This window comes from Phytohabitans flavus (genome assembly GCF_011764545.1).
GTDB lineage: Bacteria > Actinomycetota > Actinomycetes > Mycobacteriales > Micromonosporaceae > Phytohabitans > Phytohabitans flavus.
This window is the reverse complement of record NZ_AP022870.1, coordinates 6,552,077-6,573,198: the sequence shown is the minus strand read 5'-3', so window position 1 is coordinate 6,573,198 and position 21,122 is coordinate 6,552,077. Positions and strand designations below refer to the sequence as shown.

Genomic DNA, 21,122 nt, shown 5'->3' with positions numbered 1-21,122 from the left:
CCCCTCAGGTCACAAAAATCTGGCGGCGGGTGACGGACTGCTCGAACTCCTCCAGCCGCCGCTGCGCGTCGCCCGGCGCGGCGTCGCAGATCGCCTGGAGCACGACCATGGAGAGCGCCATCGGCGCGGTGTGCAGGTCGAAGACGAGTTGGGTACCGACCGCGGCGGTGAGCGCCACGTCGGCGTGCTCGACCGCGGGGCTCATCGGCGAGTCCGTGATGACCACAGTGGACAACCCGGCGGCACGGGCGTCGCGCAGTGCGTCGAGCGACTCGCGCGGGTAGCGGGGGAGCACTACCGCGAGCAGTGCCGTGGCGCCGGCCGACCGCGCCTGCTCCAGCCGGTCGTCGAGCAGGCTGCCGCCGGAGTCGAGCACCCGCACGTCGGGCAGGACCTTGGTGGCGAAGTACGCGAAATAGGCGGCAAGTGGCGCGGCGGCGCGCAGGCCGAGCACCGGCAGGGGCGGCTCGCGGCGAGCAGCGCGCCCGCGGCGGTGAGCTTTGCGTGGTCGGCGAGCTGGACGGCCAAGCGGTCGAGGTGGCGCATCTCGCCGCGCACGGCCTGCTGCACCTCGCTGCCGGCCTCGGGGGGTGCGGCCACAGCGCCGTTGCCGGTGAGCTCGCGCAGCCGGCGGCGCAGCGCGGGGAAGCCGTCATAGCCGAGGGCCATCGCGAACCTGGTTACGGACGGCTGGCTCACCCGGGCAAGGTCGGCCACCTCGGCCGCCGAGAGGAATGCCGCCGAGGACGCGTGCTGCACCAGGCTGTGCGCGATGCGCCGCTGCGTCGGGGTGAGCCGGACGCCTTGAAACAGCCCGACTACGCCGTCGGTGTCATTCACAGCCTGACTCTATGCATGAACTCATTCACTGGCAATGCCCTTGGCTTAGGTCTCGCTTAGAGCCGTTGCCCTGGGGCACCGCGGTCCGGCAGCATCTGGCGGTGCTTGTCGGTCGCCGCTGGGTCTTCGTCGGGGTCGCGGTCCTACTCGCGGCCGTGACAGCCGCTGTGCTGACCCTGCGCTCGGGTCCGTCGCCGGCCTGCGCGGCTCCGCCTACCGGCAACACCGTCCACCGTGGCAAGGCGACCTTCTACGACTCCGGGGTGCGGGCGGCAACTGTTCGCTCGTGAGTGCCCCGGACGACCACCTTTATGTCGCGCTCGGCCCGTCGGAGTACTCCGCAGGGGCGGCCTGCGGCGGCTACCTGGACGTCACCGGCCCCAAAGGCAAGGTCCGTGTCTTGATCATGGACCAGTGTCCCGAGTGCGAGCCTGGCCACCTCGACCTGAGCAAGGAGGCGTTCGCGAAGATCGCCAACCCGGTCGACGGGGTGGTGTCGGTCTCGTACAAGGCCGCCACAAACCCGACCGTGCCCGGCCCGCTCAGCTTCCGGATCAAGGAGGGCGCGTCCCGGTACTGGTTCGCCGTGCTTGTCGCCAACCACGGCAACCCGCTCCGCTCGGTCGAGGTCCGCTCCGGCTCGGCATGGCGGGCGACTGAACGCGCCGACTACAACTACTGGATCTACGAGAGCGGGCTCGGCCCCGGCCCGTACACGATCCGGGTCACTGACGTGTACGGCCAGCAGGCCACCGCCACGGGCATCAAGATGGCCCCGGAGCAGGTGCAGAAGACGAACGTCCGGCTGTACGGCGCGGGCGCGGCCAAGCCCGTGTCCAAGCCCACACCGACGCCGGCGCGCAAGCCGTCGGCCTCGCCCTCACCGAAGGCCACGACCGAGGCGCCGCCGTCACTCGCCCCCGCGGCCGCCGTCGTGGACCAGCAGCTCGGACGCGCTGCCGCTAGCTGCTAACGCAGTGGTAGCCACATCAGGGTCTCGTCGCGGTCGTCGCCGGGACCTACCCGCAGCGCTCCGGGCAGCCGGCCGACCTCCTTGTACCCGAGGGCGGCGTAGAACCGTTCCAGCCCGAGCCCGCCTCGCACGGTGACGTGCAGCGCCTCCCGCCCGAGCTGCCGCGCCAGCCGCTCGGCCTCCCGCATGAGCGCGACACCGTACCCCGCCCCTGGCAGTCGGGGTGGACCATCACGCGCTTGAGCGTGCACCAGTGGTCCTTCAGCACGAACCGGTTGTCCACGAAGATCAGCATCGCCACGAGCCGCTCGCCCTCGTACCCGGCGAGCAGCCGATCCAGCCCGTCGTCGATCGCCGCGAAGGCGGCATCGGCCGTGGGGAGCACCTCGTCACGCGCGACCGGATCCACGAAGCCGACCGCACCGCCCGCGTTGGTCACGTCCGTCCAGAGTGACACGACCGCCTCCCGCAGGGCGGACGTCAGGGCAGGGTCAAGCTCGAACCGGATCGCCATACCCTCATCCTGCCGGTCATCTACGAACGGCCGGTTTACTGGTGAGATCCAGTGCGGGAGAGGGGACTCGAACCCCTACGTCCTCTCGGACACCAGGACCTAAACCTGACGCGGCTGCCAATTACGCCACTCCCGCAACGGGAAGGAGTCTACTCAGTCCAGCCCCAGGTCCTTGCGGAGCTTGGCGACGTGGCCGGTGGCCTTGACGTTGTAGAGCGCCCGCTCGACGCGGCCCTCCTCGTCGAGGACGAACGTCGACCGGATCACGCCGGTGACGGTCTTGCCGTAGAGCTGCTTCTCCCCGTATGCCCCGTACGCCGTCAGCACCGATTTGTCCTGGTCAGACACCAGCGGGAAGGTCAACGCGTCCCGCTCGCGGAACTGCGCCAGCTTGGCCGGCTTGTCCGGCGAGATGCCGACCACCTCGTATCCAGCGGCCTGGAGTGAGGCCAGCGAGTCGCGGAAGTCACACGCCTGCTTGGTGCAGCCGGGCGTCATCGCGGCCGGGTACGCGTACAGCACGACCTTGCGACCGCGCAGCTCCTTGAGGGAGAGCGTCTCGCCGGTGTCGGTGGTTAGTGCGAAGTCCGGTGCCATGTCACCGGGGCAAGGCGAGATGTCTCGGTCATGTCCCGAACACTACCGGAACATGGCTTATTGCCAGGTCTTGGCAAGAAAGCAGGAGCGGAAATAAGCTCCCGACCATGGAAGCTGTCGCGCTCCACATCTCGAACGGGGTGCTCAACGGCCCCGTATCGGCCATATACGGAGTGATCGCCCTCGTGGCGCTCGCGTACTGCGTCTCGCGCGGCCGGCGTGACCTCGACGACCGGCTCGCGCCGATGGCGGGCCTTGTCGCGGCGTTCATCTTCGCCGTGCAGATGCTCAACTTCCCGGTACTGCCAGGCGTCAGCGGCCACCTCCTCGGCGGCGCGATGGCCGCGCTGCTGGTCGGCCCCTGGGTGGGCGCGCTGTGCGTGTCGGTCGTGCTGATCGTCCAGGCGCTGGTCTTCGCCGACGGCGGGGTCACCGCGCTCGGCGCCAACGTCACCAACATGGCGCTCGTCGGCACCGCGGTCGCGTACCTGCTGATCTTCCTGCTCCTGCGGGTGCTGCCGCGTACGCCGGCGGGGCTCGGAATCACCGCGTTCGTCGCGTCGGTGGTCGCGGTCGTCGCCGCGTCGCAGAGCTTCGTGCTCCAGTACGCGCTCGGCGGCACCACGGAGCTCGAGCACTACGGCCTCGGCTCTGTCGCCGGCATCATGGCCGGCACGCACATCCTCATCGGCATCGGTGAGGGCCTGATCGCGGCCGTCACCGTCATGACCGTGGCAAAGACAAGGCCCGATCTCGTGTACGCGTTGCGCGGCCTCAAGCGGGTTCAGCCGGCGACCGCGCAAGGGGTGGCGGCGTGAAGAAGACGACCTGGTTCATCCTCGGCGGCCTGCTGGTGGCGCTGCTGCTCGCCGGCGTGGTGAGCAACTTCGCATCCGGCTCGCCGGACGGGCTCGACTCGGCCTCCACCAAGGGTTGCACGGTCGACGAAAACGACGAGATCACCGGCGGCTCGTGCATGGCGCAGAACGCGAAGGACAGCGAGACGGCGGACAGCCCGTTCGCCGACTACGGGATCAGCGGCATCGACAACGCGTACGTCTCGACCGGCCTCGCCGGCGTGGCGGGCGTGCTGCTGACCTTCGCGATCGGGGGCGGCCTCTTCTGGCTGGCCCGCGGCCGCCGCTCCCCGGCCGAGGCCGGGGAGCGGAAGGGCTAGGCGTGGGCGCCGGCCACGCGCACGTCCTCCACCTGGACCGGGACACCCCGCTGCACCGGCTCCCGCCCGAAGTGAAGATCGCGGCGATGGTCTCCGCGACCGTGGTAGTGGTGATCACCCCGCGCGAGGCTCTCTGGGCCTTCGCGGGGTACGCCGTACTTGTCGCGATCCTCGCCGCGATCGGGCGGGTGCCGCCCGGCTGGCTCGCCAAACGTTCGCTGGTGGAGGTGCCGTTCGTACTGCTCGCGGTCGCGCTGCCGTTCATCGCGGCCGGCGAGAAGGTCACGTTCCTCGGGCTGGAGCTGTCCCGCGACGGCCTGTACGGCGGCTTCAACATCCTGGCCAAGGGCACGCTCGGCGTACTCCTGTCGCTGATCCTGGCAGCGACCACGACGACGCGTGACCTGATCGTCGGCCTGGACCGGCTGCGCTGCCCGCAGATCATCACGCAGATCGCCACGTTCATGCTCCGCTACCTGGCCGTACTCGGCGGCGAGGCCCGCCGGATGCGGATCGCGCGGATCTCGCGGGGGACGACCCGCGCTTCCTGTGGCAGCTGCGCGGCTTCGCCACCGGAGTGGGCGCGCTCTTCCTGCGCGCGTTCGAGCGGGGCGAGCGGGTCTACCTGGCGATGGTGGCCCGCGGATACGAGGGGCGGATGCCCGCCGCCTGGCTCGCGGTCGGGGCGGCCACCCGGGGCCAGTGGCTGGCTGCCGCTACCCTGCCGGTGGCGGCAGCAGCGATCGCGGGGACCGCGGTGATCCTGGGATGATCACTCAAGAAGATCGTCCGCCGCGCTCCAGATCTCCCCGGGGCCCCGATGACTGAACCACTCTCGCTGGACGTGCGTGGAGTCGAGTATGCGTACCCCGACGGGCACGTGGCTTTGCGCGGGGTCGACCTCTCGATAGGCCGGGGCGAGCGGGTGGCGCTGCTCGGCCCCAACGGGGCCGGCAAGACCACGCTGGTCCTGCACCTGAACGGCATTCTTACCGCTGGTGGGGGAACGGTCGCGGTCGGCGGACTGACCGTCGACCGCGACCGCGGCACGCTGGCGGAGATCCGCCGGCGCGTCGGCATCGTCTTCCAGGACCCCGACGACCAGCTCTTCCTGCCCACGGTCGGCGAGGACGTCGCGTTCGGTCCGGCCAACCTGGGGCTGCGCGGCGCCGAGCTGACCGCCCGGGTCGACGAGGCGCTGGCCGCGGTCGGGATGAGCGAGCACCGCGACCGGGCGCCGCACCACCTCTCGTTCGGGCAGCGACGGCGGGTCGCGGTGGCGACGGTGCTCTCGATGCGCCCGGAGATCCTGGTGCTCGACGAGCCGTCGTCCAACCTCGACCCGGCGGCCCGGCGCGAGCTGGCCGAGATCCTGCGGTCGCTGCCGGTGACGCTGCTGATGGTCACCCACGACCTGCCGTACGCGCTGGAGCTCTGCGATCGCTCGGTGATCCTCGACGAGGGGCGGATCGTGGCCGACGCGCCCACGCGTGAGCTGCTGACCGACTCCGAGCTGCTCGCCCGGCACCGGCTGGAGCTGCCGTACGGTTTCGCGGTTACGAGGTAGCCGGCTCTTCCTGCTCCGGCTCAGGTGCTGCCGCACGCGCCGCCTCGCGCATGCGCAGGGCGGCCGCCACCGCCATGCCTCCGCCGACCGCGATCACCGCGAGGATCACCAGCCGGGCGAGCCCTGGCGACCATGGCACGGGTACCACACCGCGGGCGAACACCGCCGCGTTGGCGGCACCGGCGAAGACGGCCACGCAGGTGCCGGCCATGGCGAGCGCGAAGTCGGCGGCCGGCCGGCGGCGGAACGCGTACACGCCGGCGGCGATCACGGCCAGCGCGGTGGCGACCGGCCACACCTGACCGACCAGCAGCCCCACCAGCACGCGGCCGACCCCGGTGGTGCCGGCGTCGACCTCGCGGGCGACCGCGTACCCGATGGCGAGCGGGCCCAGCGCGACGGCCAGCCCGGCCAGCACCGGCAGGGCCCGCGACCACAGCCCGAGCGCGGCCACGGCGGCGCCGACGATGATGACGAACGCCCACCACACGCCGGGGCTCGGCGGCGGCACCCAGTCGAGCGTGCCGCGTACCTCCATCGTGGACACGCCGTCGCGCAGCGGCACGACCCAGTCGCGTACCCGCTGCTCCTGGCGGGGGTCGGCGCGCACGGCCGGCGGCGGCTCCGCGCTCATCCAGTGCGTGCGGTGGTCGTGCCAGCGGGCCACCGGCTCGTCCGAGGCGCGCCGCCACTCCGGCGGCTGGGTCGGGTCGGCGGTCGGCGGCGGCTCGGCGTCACCGGCCAGCGTCTCGTTGAGGTACGTGGCGGGGGAGCGCGTGTTCTCGTACACCCCGTCGGGGCGTACCTCCAGGTAGGGCTCGCCGTCGTAGCCGAGCACCTCGAGCGTGCGGCCCGTGCGGTTGTCGAGCTCCAGCCGGGCGCCCGCCTCGACGGCCCGTACCGTCAGCCCCTCCATCGGCGGCGCGGACGTGACCACCGTGCGGTAGTTGGTGGCGTCCGGGGCGTCGCCCCCGTGCGCGTACGCCGCGGCCGGTGCCGCCAGTGCGAGCAGGACACCGGCGGCCGCCGCGCAGACGAGCGTTCTCAGCCGACCGCTGCCTGGATCGCCTGTGTCGTGGGCTGGACGTCCTTGCCGTTCACCCGCACGGTGGGTGTGCCGTTTACGCGGTCCCCACTCGCTGCGTCGGTCACATGTGCCGTCCACGGCTTGTACTTCCCGTCCCGTACCGCCTGGGCGAAGGCGTCTCCGAGGCCGACAGACCGGCCGATCTGGATCAGCTGGTCGTCGCTGAGGCCGGCGCTCCCCTCGGCCGGCTGCTGCGCGAAGAGCGCCTTGGCGTACTCCCGGAACTTACCGCCCTCCGCCGCGGCCCCGGAAGCGGCCGAGGACCGGGTGGAGTAGTCGGTGCTGGACGCACGGTCGAGGAAGGCCACCGGGTGGTACACGGCAGCGGCCTTGCCCTGGGCGACCAGCTGGTCGATCGTGCCGCCGGTCTGCTGCTCGAACTGCCCGCAGACGGGGCAGATGAAGTCTTCGTAGATGTCGATCTGGACCGGCCCGCTGCCGACCTTGATGCCGGTGCCGTTTTCCACCGCGCCCGGCGGCGGCGTGAACCCGCCGGAATTCTGGCTCGCCACCACACCCCAGCCGATCAGCCCGGCGATCACCAGCACCGCCACCGCCGCGATCGTCGCCCACAGCGTGCGCGTACGCCGCTTCTCCCGGGCGATGTAGTCGCGTACCGCCCGCGAGGCCTGCTTTTGCCCGGCCCTGGAACTCATTTCTTCTCCAGCCAACTATCGATGGACAAACGGGTGAGGGGCCAGATCAGGAGGAACCCGGCTAGCACGAGAAAGCCCAGGTCGCGCAGGATCTCGGGGCCGTAGGTGGGGCTCTGGCCCGCGGCGAGCTGCCCGCCGCTGCCGAAGCAGCCGCAGTCGATCTGCAGGCCGCGCGCCCACGCCTGCGTGATACCCGCGATGAAGACCACCAACAGCGCCGCCGAGACGCCGGCGGCAAGTCGCGTGGCGAGGCCCACCACGAGGAGTACGCCGAGCGCGAGCTCGACGAAGGGGAGCGCGGCGCCGATCACCTTGGCCAGGTCGTAGGGCATCACGTCGTAGGCGTTGACGGCCCGGCCGGACCCCGCGAGGTCGCCGACCTTGGCACCGCCGGCGGCCAGCCAGACGGCGGCGAGGCCCAGGCGAACCAGCGTGCCGAGCCAGGGCTGCGCGGTACGCCATCTACTCATAAATGTGGGCGAAACGGGCGTGCTCGCGGCGGTCACATTCATTTAGTCGTCCTACGGTTTCTGGAGGTTGCTTCTGCGGCGTATGCCGTGGGTCTCGGTGTGGTGGCGCCCTAGCTCGCGAGCGCGTCGCCGACCGCGTCCACGAGGTCGGCGCGGGCGCGTGCGACGCGGGAGCGGATGGTGCCCACCGGCACGCCCTCCACGTCCGCCGCCTCCGCATACGACAAGCCGAGCACCTGGGTAAGCACGAACGCCCCGCGCCGCTCGTCTGGCAGCCGCCGCAGCAGGTCGGCGGCGCCGAACTGGCCGGCCGGGTCAGGGTAGGGGCCGTCGGTCGCCGCCTGCACGGCTAGCCGCTCGTCGAGCTTGCGGCGGCGGACCACGGTGCGGACGTGGTCGGCGCAGGCCCGGCGGGCGATGCCGAGCAGCCACGTACGCGCGCTGGAACGCCCCTCGAACGAGGGAAGTGCCCGGAACGCCCGCAGGTAGGTCTCCTGCGTCAGATCGTCCGCACTGCCCGGATCGACAAGCGCGGCGACGAACCGCCACACCTCGACCTGGGTGACCCGCACGAACTCCGCCTGCGCGAACCGGTCGCCGAGGCGGGCAGCATCCACCCACTCATCGGCGGCGTGGCCATCACGCTGGGCAGGAATCACGGCACCTCAGGGTACGCGGGATGGCTGAAAAAAGGATGTGTGCCCCTCCGGGAACTTTTTCCGGCCGTCCAACGACTACACAGCCATGACCGGCTATGCGACCCGGCTCGCGTTCGCGCGCCCGGCTCAGAAATTATGGCCGGCATGACCCGCCGCGCCCCCCGCTGTGCCTTCCACGCTCCGTCGCTCGGCGCTCGTCCGCCGTCGGGGCCGAGGTCCGTAGCCTCGCGACTCCCGCTTTATGTGCTGGCCATCCTCGCCGGCGCGCTCGCCACCCTGGCGCTTCCGGCTTCCCCCGCCAGCGCCCACGCTGTGCTCGCCAGCAGCAACCCGATCGGCAACTCCGTGCTCCAGGCCGCGCCGACCGAAGTCGTACTGACCTTCAGCGAGTCGGTGCGCAAGGTGCCCGACCGGGTGCGCGTGATCGGCCCGGACGGCAAGCGAGTGGACCAGGGCGACGCAAGCTTCGACGGTGCGGTCGTGACGATCCCGATACAGGAGACCGGTGCGCAGGGGACGTACCTGGTCAGCTACCGGGTGATCTCGGCGGACAGCCACCCGGTGGCGGGCGGATTCACCTACTCGGTCGGCGCCCCCTCCACCACGCCCAGCGACACTGCCGACCAGCAGGGCGACGACCCGGCGGTGGCCACCGGTACGAAGGTGGCGCGCTACATCGGGTACGCCGGCCTGGTCCTGCTTGTCGGCCCGGTCCTGGTGATCAGCCTGCTGTGGCCGACCCGGCTCTCGCGCAGCGGCCCGGGGAATGTGGTCTGGACTGGCGTTGGGCTGGTGACACTCGCCACACTCGCCGGAATCTGGCTCCAGGTGCCGTACACGACGGGCGGCGGGCTCTTCGACGTCGACGGCAGCGGGCTCCGAAATGTGCTGTCCAGCACGTTCGGTACGGCGCACCTGATCCGGCTGGGGCTGCTGGTGGCGATCGCGCTGCTGCTCCGCCCGCTGCTACGCGGCGAGACCGGCCGGGTCGACCAGATCCTGCTGGCGGTACTGGGCGGGGCGGCCGTCATCACCTGGCCGGTCGCCGGCCACCCGGCCGCCTCACCGGTCGCGGCGGTCTCGGTGGTGGTCGACGCGGTGCACCTGACGAGCATGGCGGTGTGGCTGGGCGGGCTGGTGATGCTGTTCGCGTTCCTGTTGCGCCAGGCCAACGACCGCGAGCTGGGGGCGATCCTGCCGATCTGGTCGCGCTGGGCGACCCTGGCGGTGGCCGCGCTTGTGCTGGCCGGAACGGTGCAGGCGCTGATCGAGGTGGGTACGCCGGACGCGCTCGTGTCGACGACGTACGGCCGACTGATCATCGCGAAGGTGGTGCTGTTCGGCGCCGTGGTGGCCGTCGCCGCGTACTCCCGCAAGCTGGTCCGCGACCGGCTTGGTGACGGCGGACCGCGGCGGCTGCGTCGCACGGTCGGTGTCGAACTTGCCGTCACCGCCGTCGTGCTGGGCCTTTCCGCGGTGCTGGTGCAGACCACCCCGGCGCGCACCGCCTCCGCGAACGAGGAGCTCGGCGGGCCCGGCTTCTACTCCGCCACGCTCGACAGCAACCTCTTCAAGCTCCAGGTCGACGTCGACCCGGCGAAGAAGGGCAACAACTCGGTCCACCTCTACGCCTACGACAAGGCGAACAAGCCGCTGCCGGTGGTCGAGTGGAAGGGCACCGCCGCGCTGCCCGCCAACGACGTGGCGCCGGTCGACATCCCGCTGCTGCCGCTCACCGACAACCACGCCACCGGTGAGATCACCCTCCCGCTCGAGGGCGACTGGCAGCTCAAGTTCACGGTACGTATTTCCGATATCGACCAGGCCACGGTGACCGCCACCGTGCCGGTGAGCTAGGAGAAGGGTTCCCGATGAAACGCGTTGCTCTCGTACTCGGCGCCGCCGCCGCGCTCCTGCTGGCGCTCGCGGCGCCGGCGTCAGCGCACGTCACCGTCAATCCACAGGAGGCGGAGAAGGGCGGCTTCGCGCGGCTGGCGTTCCGGGTGCCGAACGAGAGCGACACCGCCGCCACGGTCAAGCTGGAGGTGGTCCTCCCCGAGAACGCGCCGGTCGGCTCGGTCTCGGTCATGCCGGTGGCCGGCTGGACGACGGCGGTGGAGCGGCGCAAGGTCGACCCGCCGGTCGACGTGCACGGCAGCCAGATCAGCGAGGTGGTCTCGAAGATCACCTGGACCGCGGCGGCTGGTGGCGGCGTCAAGCCCGGCGAGTTCATGGAGTTTCCGGTGTCGATGGGCCCGCTGCCCGACGTCGACAAGATGGTCTTCAAGGCCCTCCAGACGTACTCCGACAACGAGGTCTCCCGGTGGATCGAGGAGCCGCGGCCGGGTGCCGAGGAGCCGGAGGATCCCGCCCCGGTGCTCACCCTCGTCTCCACGTCTTCCGGCTTCTCCGCCGCCCAGTCAGCCCCTCCTGGCGCCTCGGCGGCACCTGAGGAGGACGACAACGGCCTACCGCTGATCCTCGCCGTCGTGGCGCTTGTCGCTGGCCTGGGTGGCCTGGTCCTCGGCGGCTTGGCGTTTACTCGGAGCCGCCGGGCGTCGTGAGGCTTTTCGGCTCGTTCTCCTGAGCAGGGGGCTTTGTCCCCCGGCTTGACGAGGGGGAACGGGTAATGCGGATCGTGCGTACGGCGGCGGGCCTGCTGCTGCTCACCATCGGGCTGCCGGTGCTGCTGGTCGGCGGTGCGCTGTGGACGGCCATGCAGCACCGGGACGCGAGCGCCGGCGTGACGGTCGACCTCGGCGTGGAGGTACATCCCGGCTGGCTCGCCCCCGCGACGTGGGGGCTGCTGGTGGCGGGGGCGGCCCTGATCGTGCTCGGCGTGGCGACGCTGGCCTGGCCGGTACGCCGGCCGGCGCGCGCCCGCCCGGCGACCCTCGCCGACGTCCTGCCCCCGCCCACGCTGGCTCCGACGCCGGTCGCCGCAGGGGCTCGTCCGGGGTGGGCCGCACCAACCCCGATGCCGGTACAGCCGATCCTGGCCTGGCCACCTCAGCCCAGCGTGTCCATCACCCCGGCCCCGCTGCCCGCCCCTGGCGCTCCACTCCCGCCCGCCGCGACTCCTGCCTACGCCTCGGCTTCCGTCCCGCCTGGCGCGGTCTCAGGCGCCACTGTCGTGCCCCAGGCCCCGTCCTGCCCGCCCCGGCCGCAGGCGCTGTCGTGGCTGCCCCTGCGCTGGCCTCTGGCGGCCAGGCTTCGGGGCGGCGAGCTGGCCGAGGGCTCCCGGGACGGCGAGCTTTCCGCGGGGCTTCGGGACAGCGCGCGGGTGGCGAGCCTTCGGGACCGGACGCGGCTGACGCCGAAGAGGCCGGGCCGATCGGTCCGGACCTGCCTGGCTCGGCTGACCTGGCCAATGCGCTGGGGCACTCGGCACCGGGTCCCGCTCCACCCGCCGCCGCAAGACCGCCGCCGGCCTGCCCACGGACAGATCGGTGCCGCCGCTCTCCCGCCCACCGCGCGCCGAAACCGCGACTGAGCACGCAACACGGTGAGTGGCCCTCCACATGCCGTTTGCGGAGGGCCACCCTCACCGGGGGAAACGGTGTGCTTGTTGATTCTGGGGAGGATGAGGAGCTTGTCTGTTAAGGACAGATTAGCCGACTCGGGCATGGCTAGGTAGATCTGTCCATTTCGCCCCGCGTCTGCGATAATCGAGCACCCCGGTTCGCACCGGCAGGACGGCGATCAACACGAGCGTGAGCAGCACATACGCGTTGCGCCGCACAAACTCGTCCACCGTGTCGGTCGGCAGCGGCGCGATACCCCAGTCGTCGAACGAGACCACGCCACGCAGCAGTACCAGGAAGCCGGCGGCCGCCATCCCCAGCAGCGCGAGTCGCGGTCTCAGGTCGCGTTCGCGCAGGCCAGCGTCGATAAGCACGACGAAGGCCGGCACGAACCAGTACACGTGGTGTGTCCATGCGATCGGGCTGGCCAGCGCCCCCACCAGCCCGGCCAGCGCGAGCCCCGCGACCTCGTCGCCGGCACGGGCGGCCTGGGCGGCGCGGCGGATGCCGTACACCGCGATGATCGCGACAAGCCCGAGCCACACGAGCCGGCTGGGCTCGGCGGGCAGCGCGGCGCGGCCGAGCAGGCCGAACAGCGACTGGTTGGCGGTGTAGTCGGTGCGCCCCACCCGGTCGGTCGCCCACAGCTCGTGCGTCCAGAACTGCCACGAGTCCCGCGGCGCCATCGCCGCCGCCAGCAGGGTGGCCCCGGCCGCCGCCGCACTCGCGGCGATCGCGGCGCGCCAGCGCCGTGCGGCCAGGAGATAGACGATGAAGATTCCCGGGTACAGCTTGAGCGCCGTCGCCAGCCCCACGCCCACCCCGGCCCAGCGCGAGTTTCTGGGTATCAGAAGGAGCAGGTCACCGAGGATCAGCACGACCAGCAGCATGTTGATCTGGCCGAACGCGAACGTCTCGCGGGTCGGCTCGATGACGAACACCAGCGGGATGGCGATCCCCGCCACGAACCACGGCGGCTGCCCGTGGCGGAGCGCGACGGGGTGCACCAGCCACCAGGTGGTGACGCAGATCGCCGCCGCGGTCCCGATCAGGAAGATGGCGATCGTGGCGCCCATCGGGATCTCGGCGAGCGGGCGGAGCAGCGCGGCGGCGAACGGCGGGTACGTGAAGTAGAGCTCCCCTTGCACCCGGTCGGGCTGGACGTAGTCGTAGAGCGGGTGGCCATCCGCCCACCACCGCATCGCGCTGACGTATATGCGCAGGTCGAAGAAGTCATGGCGGTTGCCGTACCACTCCAGGAAGGCTGCGACCGCGGCGGCGATTGCCGTGACGGTGGCGATCCGGATGGCTTTCGGCATGTTCAGCAGCGTAACGGCGCTTCGGCCAGGGTGATGGAGGACCGTCGGCGCGTAGGCTGACCCCGTGGCTGATCTTCTGGTCTGGATCGACTGTGAGATGACCGGGCTCGACCTTGGTAAGGACGCGCTGATCGAGGTGGCCGCGCTGGTCACCGACCCTGACCTGCGCGTGCTCGGTGATGGCGTCGACGTGGTGATCCACGCCGACGAGGCGGCGCTCGCCGCGATGCCCGATGTTGTCCGTGACATGCATGAAAAATCCGGCCTCACGGAGGAAGTCCGTCGCTCGGCGGTCTCACTCCTGGAGGCCGAGGACATGATCATGGAGTACATCACCCAGTGGGTGCCCGACGTTCGCAGCGCGCCCCTCTGCGGCAACTCGATCGCCACCGACCGTGGGTTCCTGGCGCGCGACATGCCCCGGCTCGACGCCCACCTGCACTACCGCATGATCGATGTCTCCTCGATCAAGGAGCTGTGTCGGCGCTGGTACCCCCGGGTGTACTTCGGCCAGCCCACCAAGGGGCTGGCCCACCGCGCGCTCGCGGACATCCGGGAGAGCATCCGCGAGCTCGAGTACTACCGCCGCACGATCTTCGTGCCGCTGCCCGGGCCGGACGTGGAGTCCGCGAAGGCGATCGCCGCGACCCTCTGAGGTTCGGCGCTTACCCTGTCGACGGATCGGGCCAGGGTATGGCTATCATTGGTCGGCGCACCGCACCGGCGTGTCCGGCGTGGCTGACGTGGTGGCTGTAGCTCAGTTGGCAGAGCACCGGGTTGTGGTCCCGGGTGTCGGGGGTTCAAATCCCCTCAGTCACCCTCTTTGGTGCCGATCCCCTACCCGTTGTAGGGGATCGCACTGCCCTTCACGTACTGGTCCCAGCTCATGTTCCAGTCGGTCCAGCCGTTGCCGTTCTCAAGCTTCTCTTCGGTGTTCTTCACCGTGATCACGTCACCGATGCGGGTCTGGCCGAAGAGCCAGCCGCCCATCGCCTCGGAGACGTTGACGCAGCCGTGCGAGACGTTGACCCGGCCCTGCTTCCCCTCCGACCAGGGCGCGGCGTGGATGAACTGGCCGCTCCAGGTGAGCCGCTGCGCGAAGTCGATCGGGGTGCGGTAGCGGTTGGCCGGGTTGGGGTCGTCCATGGTGTCGAAGACGGTCTTGCGCTGCTTCTCGATGACGACCATGGTGCCGCTGGACGACGGCGTGCTCGGCTTGCCGAGGCTCACCGGGATGGTCTTGATGACCTTGCCGTCCTTGGTGACGGTCATCTTCTTGGTCTTGTTGTCGACCGTCATGATGAACGACGGACCGATCTTGATCTCGACGCTGACGTCGGCGCGCCCGTAGTAGCCGTCGCCCATCGGCAGCCCGCCGGTCTGCATCTTGTATGAAATCTTGGTGCCGGACTGCCAGTACGTCTTCGGCCGGTAGTGCACCTCGGTCGGGCTGATCCAGTGCCAGATGCCCTCCTGCTCCGGCGTGGACTGCACGGAGAGGCGCGCCTGCACGTCGTCGCGGTAGTCCTTCGGCACCGCGCGGCCGAACTGCACGATGATCGGCATGCCCACGCCGACGACCTGGTTTTCGCCGAGGAAGCTGGAGACCCGCACCACCTTGCTGGGCTTCGCCATCGTCGTGAACGAGCTGCTGTTCGACGTCGGCTTACCGTCCGCACCGGTCGCGTTGACCGTCGCCGTGTACTTGGTGCCGTAGTCGAGCGCCCCCTCGGGCAGCCACGACTTGCCGTCCTCCTGCATCGCGCCCTTGACGCTCTCGCCGCTCGCGCTCTTGAGCTCGACCGTGGGGTTGCTCGCGTTTTCCAGCGTGAACGCGATCGGCGTGGATGCCGGCACGTCCTTCGCGTCCGCGGCCGGACTTGTGACGGTGCCGCCCTGCTTAGGCCCGCTGTCTTCCTGCTGCTGCTGTTGCTGGCCGCCGCCCTCGTTCTTGCCGTCGTTCCACGAGGCGGCGGGCGAGTCGCTGCCGCAGGCGGTGAGCAGGGCGAGGGTGCCGGCCAGCGCCGCGGCGGACAACGCGCGCCACGCGGACTTCCGGCTCGGCGTACGTCGGTGCGATCGCATCGCTGCCATGATTCCCTCGCAAGTTGTCGATGCCCCTGCGCTCAGTACCCAGGCGCAGGGGTCAATCCTCCTCTAATGACGGGCTCCGCCAAATCCTGGTTTCATGCCGTGGTGTTGAACACTCGACTTCGCCCCATTTATTGACATTTATGGTGCTACTGGCAGGGCGCTGCCCTTGATGAACTCTTTCCAGCTCATGTTCCACGCGGTCCACCCGTTGCCGGGTGCCAGCTTCTCCTCGGTCCCCGTCACGGTCACCGGGTCACCGATCTTGGTCTGGCTGAAGAGCCAGCTGGCGTTCTCGGTGGAGACGTTGACGCAGCCGTGCGACACGTTGGTCCGGCCCTGCTGCGCCACGGACCACGGTGCCGCGTGGATGTACTGCCCGCTCCAGGTCAGCCGCTGCGCGAAGGCGATGTCCACCCGGTACCGGTCGGCGGGGTTGGGGTCGTCGGTGGTGTCGAAGACGGTCTGCTCCTTCTTGTCCATCACCACCATGGTGCCGCTGGCCGAGGGTGTGGCCTTCTTGCCCAGGCTCACCGGCAGCGTCTTCACGACCTTGCCGTTCTTGAGGACCGTCATCTTCTTGGTCTTGTTCTCGACCTTTATCTCGAACCGCTCACCGATCTTCGCGGTCGCCTTGCGGTCCGTGTCCCCATACTTCCCGGAGCCCATCGGGTGCCCACCCAGCGCGATACGCGCGGTGATTTTCGTACCCGACTGCCAGTACTCCGGCGCGCGGTAATAGGCCTGCGTGCCGTTGGACACCCAGTGCCACGCCCCGGCTGCGGCGGGTCGGTGCTCACGAACATGCGCTTCTGCACGCTCGCCCGATCCTTCTTCGGGACGCCCGGGTGGAACTCCACGACCACGGGCATGGCCACGCCGTAGGTCTTGCCGTCGAAGAGGTACAGCCCAGTGCCCACCCGGTTGCCCGGCTCACCCATCGTGGTGAACGTCGTGGTCTGGGTGGCCGAGGCCCCACCCTTGGACGCGGTCACGGTCGCCGTGTACTTCTTGCCGTACTTCAGCGGGCTGCTGGGCACCCAGGACGTACCGTCGTCGCGGATCGTGCCAGACACCTTGCCACCGCCCGCCTCGGCCAGCGTGACGGCGGTGACCTCGGCACCGTCGAGCTTGAGGCCGATCTCGGCGCTCACCGGCAGGCCCTTCGCGTTGGCCGCCGGCGTGATCGAGAACGAGAAGGCCGCTGGCTGCTCCGCCGCCGCGCTGGGGCTGGCCGAAGCACCGGCCACCGGCCCGCGGTGGTCCCCGACACGAACCGGGGCGTGTCACCGCTACCGCCGCCTCCGCAGGCGGCGAGAGCCAGCGGAGCCAGCACCGCCAGCACGGCAGCCTTCACCATCCCCGCATGCGCTTGCTCATGTCGACCCCGTTCGGTTTCAAGGCTCGCCCCGGCCTCGGCCTCGTGCCAGCTTTGGTGGTTTGGAGAGCGCTCGCCGCGCTCAGCGTTTATGGTGCACCACCCGCGCTCCCGCCAGTGGCCAGTCCAGCACCCTGCCAGATCAGGGCGTGTGTCGCTTCGGCCACTCGGCCCGGCGTGCCGAGCGAACCGGTTGGAACCGGCACCGAGGGCCGTGTTAAGGTTGCTGCCGTTGTCAGCGAGCGCCGCTAGCTCAACTGGCAGAGCAGCGGACTCTTAATCCGCGGGTTCGGGGTTCGAGTCCCTGGCGGCGCACCATTCGTGAGCTGGGCGTATAGCCGTTTGGCTATGCGCCCTCGGTTCGTGTGGGGCACGTGTGGGTCACGCCGGTGACTCACGTTGTGTGCCTTTATGACCGTGCTGGCCTTGCCCTGCGTGCCGTGGGCGCGGCGGATCGCGGATGGTGTGCTGCCGGGGTCTTGTACCTCGGGCCTGTGGGTTGCGAGTTCGCTCTCAGACCAGAAGAGAGAGAACCTTGACGACTACAGGACACGGCAGCGGCGGTCGCGTGTTCAAGCGGTGCGGCTGCCGTAGCCCGGAGACCGGCCGGCAACTGGGGGCGCGGTGCGCGCTGCTGGCGGAGGTCGGGCATGGGCGCTGGTACTTCGCGGTGCAGGTCGATGGTGTGGACGGGCGTCGGGTGCGGGTGCGCCGGGGTGGGTTCGCTACCCGGGCGGAGGCGGAGCGGGCCTGCTGGGAGCTGCTGCGGCTGCCAGGCCCGGAGGCGGTCGGCCGGATGTGGACGGTGCGGCGGTGGTTGGAGTTTTGGCTGTCGGAGTGTGCGGGCCGGTTGCGGCCGTCGACGCTGCGCTCGTACCAGACGATCGTCCATCAGCATCTGATCCCGCAGCTGGGGTTGGAGCGGTTGTCGAAGCTGCGGACCAAGATGGTGCAGCGGGCGATGGATCGGATCTGCCGGACCCGGGTGCGGGGTGGTCGGTTGATCGCGGCGGGGACGGTTGGCCGGATCCGGGCGGTGTTGCGCAGTGCGTTGAATGAGGCCCGCCGGCAGGGCTTGGTGGGTACGAACGCGGCGTGGCGGCTGCGGTTGCCGAACGGCGCCCGCCCGCATGCGGTGGTGTGGGACGACGAACGCGTCGAAGCGTGGCAGCGGACGGGAATCCGGCCGGCGGTGGCGGTGTGGGACGTAGCCCATCTGGCCCGGTTCCTGGAAGCGGTTCGCGGTGATCGGTTGTTCGCGTTGTGGTGGCTGGTCGGTCTACGTGGTCCGCGGCGGGGTGAGCTCGCCGGCCTGTGTTGGTCCGATGTGGACCTGCCCGGTAGGCGGGTGACAATCCGAGAACAGGTGGTCGTGGTCGGCGGCACGGAGTATCTGGGGCCGCCGAAGTCCGCCGCCGGGGTGCGGGTGCTTGCGTTGGACGAGGCCAGTGTGGAGGTGTTGTGGGAGTTGTGGCGGGCGCAGAAGGCGCAACGGGGTCGGGCGCCGGAGCCGCGGGACCGTGTGTTCCTGCACGCGAATGGGCGGCCGGTGCGGCCGGACTGGTTGACCCGCCGTTTCGCGGCTTTGGTTAAGGAGTTGGGGTTGCCGCCGGTCAGGTTGCATGACCTGCGGCATGGGGCGGCGAGCCTGGCGGGTGCGGCTGGTGTGCCGTTGAAGGTGATCCAGCACGATATGGGCCACGCCAGTTGTGTGACCACTGCCGACACCTACTGGACGGTGTTCCGGCAGGCGGCCCAGGCAGCGGTGACCGCGACCGCGGAGCTGCTGCTGTCACATGCACGGATCCGACTGAGTCTGGACGGCGCGGCCCAGGCCTGAAATCGGACCTTCCCGACCGGCCGAGGCGCCGCCAACACTCGCCTTCACCGTTCCCAGCGGATACCACCTGGACGCCCTTGCTCGCCTGCTGCAGCGGGTCGCAATGACCAGGGTGCGCACTGCCGGGATCGCGGCGTAAGCGGATGCGGTCCGGCCCGCTGGTACTGGGTCGCTGGGACCAGCCAGTCGGGCAGCTCGTGTCTGGCCTGACGGCGCGGGCGAGCCGGGGGCGAGGCGTTTGGTGCTCGAACCGGCCGGGCGCAATCGCGCGTCGATTGTTGGGAGACCCTGGTGACGCGGCGCAGCTGGCATGTCCTGCTGGCGTCGGCGTCTGGGTGGTGGAGACGGCGGTGCCCCGCCGACCGGGTGGTCGGCGGGGCACCGTTTGGTGTGGCTGGATTAGGCGACGAAGCGGGTGCGGCGCCGCTTGGCCAGCAGGTAGCCGCCGATGCCGGCGGCGAGCAGCAGGCCGCCGATGCCGGCGTACAGGCCGGTGGACGCGCCAGTGACCGGCAGTGGGCCACCGTCACCGCCGCCGGTACCGCCGTCGCCGTTGCCGCCGCCCGCGTTGGTCGGGTTGATGACGATCTTCGCGCTGTCGTTTTCGCTGTTCGGGTCGCCGGCAAGCCGGACGGAGACGGCACCCGATGCGTCCGCAACGACGTCGTCGATCCGTAGGCCGAAGTTGTACAGGTTCTTGACGCCCTTCGGGGTCTCGGTCGCCAGGCAGGCGTACTCCCTGGCGCCCGGTTCACCCCACTTGGCGTTCCACTGGTCCCACTCGTCGTCCGAGGTGTACGGCTGGCAGTCGAAGGAGACCTCGACCGCCGTGGTGCCCTCCGGGATCGTGACGCGGAACACCGGTTCGCCGTAGTACTCGAGCATGGCTGGGCCGAGGTTCGTGAAGGACGGCTGCACCTGGACGACATCGTCCTTCTCGCCACTTGCCGTCGCGCCCTCGGCGCGCAGATCGGCCAGCTGGTCGCCGGTCACCTTCACCGAGATCTGGGTGAAGTTGTTCGTCTCGTCCGGATCGGTCTGCCGCCCCAGCGAGCTGACCCGGAGTCCTCCACGAGGCGCAGCCTCGTGCCGGTGCCCGGCTCGCCGTCCTGCGGGAAGTCCCGGCTGACCAGCTCCCAGTCGTCCTTGGTCCACCAGCGGCTCGTGGATAGCAGGTTGGCGCCCGTCCGGGCGTCCTTGTGGAGTTGGAAGGGCAGCGCGGCGGAAAGGCGGTAGCTTTTGCCCGGCTCCAGCTCCTCGTCGAAGGTGCAGCGTGTACCCGCGGTGTCGATCAGCTGGCAGTTCGAAAAGTTGCCCGCGTACTGGAAGAGGTAGTCGCCCCCCATCACCAGCACGGCACCGCGGATGGTCGCCTCGCCGCCGTTGCGGACGGTCGCCGGCGTGCCGACCAGGCTGCCCGGAGCACCGCTTACGGTGACCTCCGAGGCGGTCTGGAGGTCGACGCGTTCGGCAATGGTGACGGTGGAGGTCGTCCGGACCGTGTGGCCACCGGAGGTCATCGCGAACTTCAGCTGACCCGACTGGCCGGGCGTGGCGGTGGGCAAGCCCGCTGCCTGAATTCCGAGCCAGGGAGTGTCGCTCTCGGCGAGCTCGGTCTCGCAGTGCACGACCTTGTCCGAGGTTTCACACGCCCAGCCCCAGCCCTCACCTGGCTGCACGAGGACCGCGAAGGCAGAGATGCCGGAGTAGTCCATGTCGAGGGTCGTGCGGCCGAACTGGTGCGGATGCTCCCAGTCAGTCGGTTGGGCGGAGATGTAGGCGAAACCGAAGCTGTCCGCCGTGGCAAGCATGTCCTGGGCGATGACCTCGAACGGGTCGGCCGCGGCGGAGGCGGGGGCGGCGGAGGCGGCGACGAGCGCGCCTACGACACCCAACCCGGCGAGCCAGCGCCGGGCAAAGTGGCTGAGCATTGAGGGGTTCCTCCCGTGGGGGTCTCAGGTGGAGCCCGCGGATATTAAGGAGTGCCAAAGGTTGTCCGCCGCCCTGGGGCGGTGCCAGCTGGCGGAATGAGCCGAACGGTCGATCAGGACTGCCGCAACGTGCTGCCCGCCCGCACCCGCGCCGTCCGGTCGTGCGGTCGTAAGAGTGGGTACTCGCCTTGGCGTGGGTACCTGCGTATCTCAAGGCAGCCCGGAGGCAGCGAAGGCGATCCGCTACGAGGGCTGACACTGCGCGCAGGCTGTGGCCTTTGTGTCCGCAATGGTCAGATGCACAGACATCGGCATGACAGAAAAGCGGCCGCTCGCTTCTGCGTCTCGCCGAGTGTTCAGCGCGAAGGTCCACGGCTGATCTGGCCTCCACAGCATCCAGGTCTGGCGGCTGGCGGGCCTGGTTTCATGACGGATATTGGGCTGTGCCGTGCCGGACTTCGAGGCGGTCGCGTGGACGCGCGCGGTGCTGGTGGGTCGT

General features: G+C 70.1%; 20 protein-coding genes, 3 tRNA genes and 4 pseudogenes. 13 read left to right on the top strand and 14 right to left on the bottom strand.

What is annotated here, in order from left to right; all coding sequences use genetic code 11:
• Positions 1-4: 4 nt before the first annotated feature.
• Positions 5-840 (bottom strand): annotated as a pseudogene (locus Pflav_RS28695) (MurR/RpiR family transcriptional regulator).
• A gap of 65 nt (positions 841-905) precedes the next feature.
• On the opposite strand from Pflav_RS28695, the gene Pflav_RS46380 reads away from it, so the two are divergent.
• Positions 906-1,130, top strand: a complete 225-nt coding sequence (locus Pflav_RS46380; RefSeq protein ID WP_232072040.1) for a hypothetical protein — start codon at positions 906-908, stop codon at positions 1,128-1,130.
• Positions 1,127-1,813, top strand: a complete 687-nt coding sequence (locus tag Pflav_RS28690; protein WP_232072038.1) for an expansin EXLX1 family cellulose-binding protein — start codon at positions 1,127-1,129, stop codon at positions 1,811-1,813. Before Pflav_RS46380 ends, Pflav_RS28690 begins: the two co-directional genes overlap by 4 nt.
• Here the strand turns inward: Pflav_RS28690 and Pflav_RS28685 are convergent.
• The 3 genes and pseudogenes from Pflav_RS28685 to bcp all read right to left on the bottom strand — a co-directional run bounded on the left by Pflav_RS28685 (position 1,810) and on the right by bcp (position 2,924).
• Positions 1,810-2,327, bottom strand: a pseudogene (locus Pflav_RS28685) (N-acetyltransferase family protein). The gene Pflav_RS28690 and the pseudogene Pflav_RS28685 sit on opposite strands and share 4 nt — an antisense overlap.
• A gap of 52 nt (positions 2,328-2,379) precedes the next feature.
• A tRNA-Leu gene (locus tag Pflav_RS28680) sits at positions 2,380-2,463 on the bottom strand.
• 17 nt (positions 2,464-2,480) lie between these two features.
• A complete protein-coding gene (gene bcp, locus Pflav_RS28675) occupies positions 2,481-2,924 on the bottom strand; it encodes a thioredoxin-dependent thiol peroxidase (protein ID WP_173039665.1) in 444 nt (147 codons plus the stop codon).
• A gap of 107 nt (positions 2,925-3,031) precedes the next feature.
• On the opposite strand from bcp, the gene Pflav_RS28670 reads away from it, so the two are divergent.
• The 4 genes and pseudogenes from Pflav_RS28670 to Pflav_RS28655 all read left to right on the top strand — a co-directional run bounded on the left by Pflav_RS28670 (position 3,032) and on the right by Pflav_RS28655 (position 5,668).
• On the top strand, positions 3,032-3,742 hold the full coding sequence (locus Pflav_RS28670) for an energy-coupling factor ABC transporter permease (protein ID WP_173039663.1): 711 nt from the start codon (positions 3,032-3,034) through the stop codon (positions 3,740-3,742).
• Complete coding sequence (locus Pflav_RS28665) at positions 3,739-4,101, top strand: PDGLE domain-containing protein (protein WP_173039661.1); 363 nt, start codon at positions 3,739-3,741, stop codon at positions 4,099-4,101. Before Pflav_RS28670 ends, Pflav_RS28665 begins: the two co-directional genes overlap by 4 nt.
• A 2-nt stretch (positions 4,102-4,103) precedes the next feature.
• Positions 4,104-4,873: pseudogene (cbiQ, locus tag Pflav_RS28660) on the top strand (cobalt ECF transporter T component CbiQ).
• 48 nt (positions 4,874-4,921) lie between these two features.
• Positions 4,922-5,668, top strand: coding sequence for an energy-coupling factor ABC transporter ATP-binding protein (locus Pflav_RS28655; protein WP_173039659.1), 747 nt, complete (start codon positions 4,922-4,924; stop codon positions 5,666-5,668).
• Here the strand turns inward: Pflav_RS28655 and Pflav_RS28650 are convergent.
• The 4 genes from Pflav_RS28650 to Pflav_RS28635 all read right to left on the bottom strand — a co-directional run bounded on the left by Pflav_RS28650 (position 5,658) and on the right by Pflav_RS28635 (position 8,540).
• A complete protein-coding gene (locus Pflav_RS28650; protein ID WP_232072036.1) occupies positions 5,658-6,605 on the bottom strand; it encodes a hypothetical protein in 948 nt (315 codons plus the stop codon). The two genes, Pflav_RS28655 and Pflav_RS28650, sit on opposite strands and share 11 nt — an antisense overlap.
• 107 nt (positions 6,606-6,712) lie before the next feature.
• The gene (locus Pflav_RS28645; RefSeq protein WP_173039657.1) at positions 6,713-7,411 is read right to left on the bottom strand and encodes a DsbA family protein; all 699 of its coding nucleotides are present in this window, start codon (positions 7,409-7,411) and stop codon (positions 6,713-6,715) included.
• Entirely contained in the window at positions 7,408-7,923 is a 516-nt protein-coding gene (locus Pflav_RS28640) for a MauE/DoxX family redox-associated membrane protein (protein ID WP_173039655.1), read from the bottom strand. Before Pflav_RS28640 ends, Pflav_RS28645 begins: the two co-directional genes overlap by 4 nt.
• A gap of 68 nt (positions 7,924-7,991) precedes the next feature.
• On the bottom strand, positions 7,992-8,540 hold the full coding sequence (locus tag Pflav_RS28635) for a sigma-70 family RNA polymerase sigma factor (protein WP_232072034.1): 549 nt from the start codon (positions 8,538-8,540) through the stop codon (positions 7,992-7,994).
• Between the two features lie 144 nt (positions 8,541-8,684).
• On the opposite strand from Pflav_RS28635, the gene Pflav_RS28630 reads away from it, so the two are divergent.
• The 3 genes from Pflav_RS28630 (at position 8,685) to Pflav_RS28620 (ending at position 12,033) form a co-directional block, all read left to right on the top strand.
• On the top strand, positions 8,685-10,397 hold the full coding sequence (locus tag Pflav_RS28630; protein ID WP_173039653.1) for a copper resistance CopC/CopD family protein: 1,713 nt from the start codon (positions 8,685-8,687) through the stop codon (positions 10,395-10,397).
• Positions 10,398-10,411: 14 nt separating this feature from the next.
• Positions 10,412-11,104, top strand: a complete 693-nt coding sequence (locus tag Pflav_RS28625; RefSeq protein ID WP_173039651.1) for a YcnI family protein — start codon at positions 10,412-10,414, stop codon at positions 11,102-11,104.
• Positions 11,105-11,169: 65 nt separating this feature from the next.
• Positions 11,170-12,033: a hypothetical protein gene (locus Pflav_RS28620; RefSeq protein WP_173039649.1), complete on the top strand. Its 864-nt coding sequence runs from the start codon at positions 11,170-11,172 to the stop codon at positions 12,031-12,033.
• 117 nt (positions 12,034-12,150) lie between these two features.
• On the opposite strand, the gene Pflav_RS28615 is transcribed toward Pflav_RS28620, so the two are convergent.
• Positions 12,151-13,383 carry a glycosyltransferase 87 family protein gene (locus tag Pflav_RS28615; protein WP_173039647.1) on the bottom strand — a complete coding sequence of 411 codons (1,233 nt, stop codon included), beginning with the start codon at positions 13,381-13,383 and terminating at the stop codon, positions 12,151-12,153.
• 64 nt (positions 13,384-13,447) lie between these two features.
• On the opposite strand from Pflav_RS28615, the gene orn reads away from it, so the two are divergent.
• Together orn and Pflav_RS28605 are read left to right on the top strand one after the other, a co-directional pair.
• On the top strand, positions 13,448-14,038 hold the full coding sequence (gene orn / locus Pflav_RS28610) for an oligoribonuclease (protein WP_173039645.1): 591 nt from the start codon (positions 13,448-13,450) through the stop codon (positions 14,036-14,038).
• A gap of 91 nt (positions 14,039-14,129) precedes the next feature.
• Positions 14,130-14,202, top strand: a tRNA-His gene (locus Pflav_RS28605).
• Between the two features lie 18 nt (positions 14,203-14,220).
• Here the strand turns inward: Pflav_RS28605 and Pflav_RS28600 are convergent.
• From Pflav_RS28600 to Pflav_RS49030, 3 genes and pseudogenes are all read right to left on the bottom strand, one after another.
• The gene (locus tag Pflav_RS28600) at positions 14,221-15,468 is read right to left on the bottom strand and encodes a L,D-transpeptidase (RefSeq protein WP_173039643.1); all 1,248 of its coding nucleotides are present in this window, start codon (positions 15,466-15,468) and stop codon (positions 14,221-14,223) included.
• A gap of 147 nt (positions 15,469-15,615) precedes the next feature.
• Positions 15,616-16,143 (bottom strand): L,D-transpeptidase, encoded by a 528-nt coding sequence (locus tag Pflav_RS49035; RefSeq protein WP_415624400.1) that lies wholly within the window; start codon positions 16,141-16,143, stop codon positions 15,616-15,618.
• Positions 16,144-16,209: 66 nt separating this feature from the next.
• Positions 16,210-16,628 (bottom strand): annotated as a pseudogene (locus Pflav_RS49030) (Ig-like domain-containing protein); the annotation flags it as partial.
• 466 nt (positions 16,629-17,094) lie between these two features.
• Between Pflav_RS49030 and Pflav_RS28590 the strand changes: the two are divergent.
• A tRNA-Lys gene (locus tag Pflav_RS28590) sits at positions 17,095-17,170 on the top strand.
• Between the two features lie 217 nt (positions 17,171-17,387).
• The gene (locus Pflav_RS28585) at positions 17,388-18,692 is read left to right on the top strand and encodes a tyrosine-type recombinase/integrase (protein WP_232072030.1); all 1,305 of its coding nucleotides are present in this window, start codon (positions 17,388-17,390) and stop codon (positions 18,690-18,692) included.
• A gap of 399 nt (positions 18,693-19,091) precedes the next feature.
• Here the strand turns inward: Pflav_RS28585 and Pflav_RS28580 are convergent, their stop codons facing one another.
• Together Pflav_RS28580 and Pflav_RS28575 are read right to left on the bottom strand one after the other, a co-directional pair.
• On the bottom strand, positions 19,092-19,691 hold the full coding sequence (locus Pflav_RS28580) for an LPXTG cell wall anchor domain-containing protein (protein ID WP_173039641.1): 600 nt from the start codon (positions 19,689-19,691) through the stop codon (positions 19,092-19,094).
• Positions 19,688-20,623, bottom strand: a complete 936-nt coding sequence (locus Pflav_RS28575) for a hypothetical protein (protein WP_173039639.1) — start codon at positions 20,621-20,623, stop codon at positions 19,688-19,690. The genes Pflav_RS28580 and Pflav_RS28575 overlap by 4 nt, the downstream gene beginning before the upstream one ends.
• Positions 20,624-21,122: the final 499 nt, after the last annotated feature.

Bases quoted from the DNA above. Each gene is read 5' to 3' on its own strand.
- bcp (WP_173039665.1), bottom strand. From the start codon at position 2,924: ATGGCACCGGACTTCGCACTAACCACCGACACCGGCGAGACGCTCTCC.
- Pflav_RS28670 (WP_173039663.1), top strand. From the start codon at position 3,032: ATGGAAGCTGTCGCGCTCCACATCTCGAACGGGGTGCTCAACGGCCCC.
- Pflav_RS28655 (WP_173039659.1), top strand. From the start codon at position 4,922: ATGACTGAACCACTCTCGCTGGACGTGCGTGGAGTCGAGTATGCGTAC.
- Pflav_RS28645 (WP_173039657.1), bottom strand. From the start codon at position 7,411: ATGAGTTCCAGGGCCGGGCAAAAGCAGGCCTCGCGGGCGGTACGCGAC.
- Pflav_RS28640 (WP_173039655.1), bottom strand. From the start codon at position 7,923: ATGAATGTGACCGCCGCGAGCACGCCCGTTTCGCCCACATTTATGAGT.
- Pflav_RS28630 (WP_173039653.1), top strand. From the start codon at position 8,685: ATGACCCGCCGCGCCCCCCGCTGTGCCTTCCACGCTCCGTCGCTCGGC.
- Pflav_RS28625 (WP_173039651.1), top strand. From the start codon at position 10,412: ATGAAACGCGTTGCTCTCGTACTCGGCGCCGCCGCCGCGCTCCTGCTG.
- Pflav_RS28620 (WP_173039649.1), top strand. From the start codon at position 11,170: ATGCGGATCGTGCGTACGGCGGCGGGCCTGCTGCTGCTCACCATCGGG.
- Pflav_RS28615 (WP_173039647.1), bottom strand. From the start codon at position 13,383: ATGCCGAAAGCCATCCGGATCGCCACCGTCACGGCAATCGCCGCCGCG.
- Pflav_RS28600 (WP_173039643.1), bottom strand. From the start codon at position 15,468: ATGCGATCGCACCGACGTACGCCGAGCCGGAAGTCCGCGTGGCGCGCG.
- Pflav_RS49035 (WP_415624400.1), bottom strand. From the start codon at position 16,143: ATGGGCTCCGGGAAGTATGGGGACACGGACCGCAAGGCGACCGCGAAG.
- Pflav_RS28575 (WP_173039639.1), bottom strand. From the start codon at position 20,623: ATGCTCAGCCACTTTGCCCGGCGCTGGCTCGCCGGGTTGGGTGTCGTA.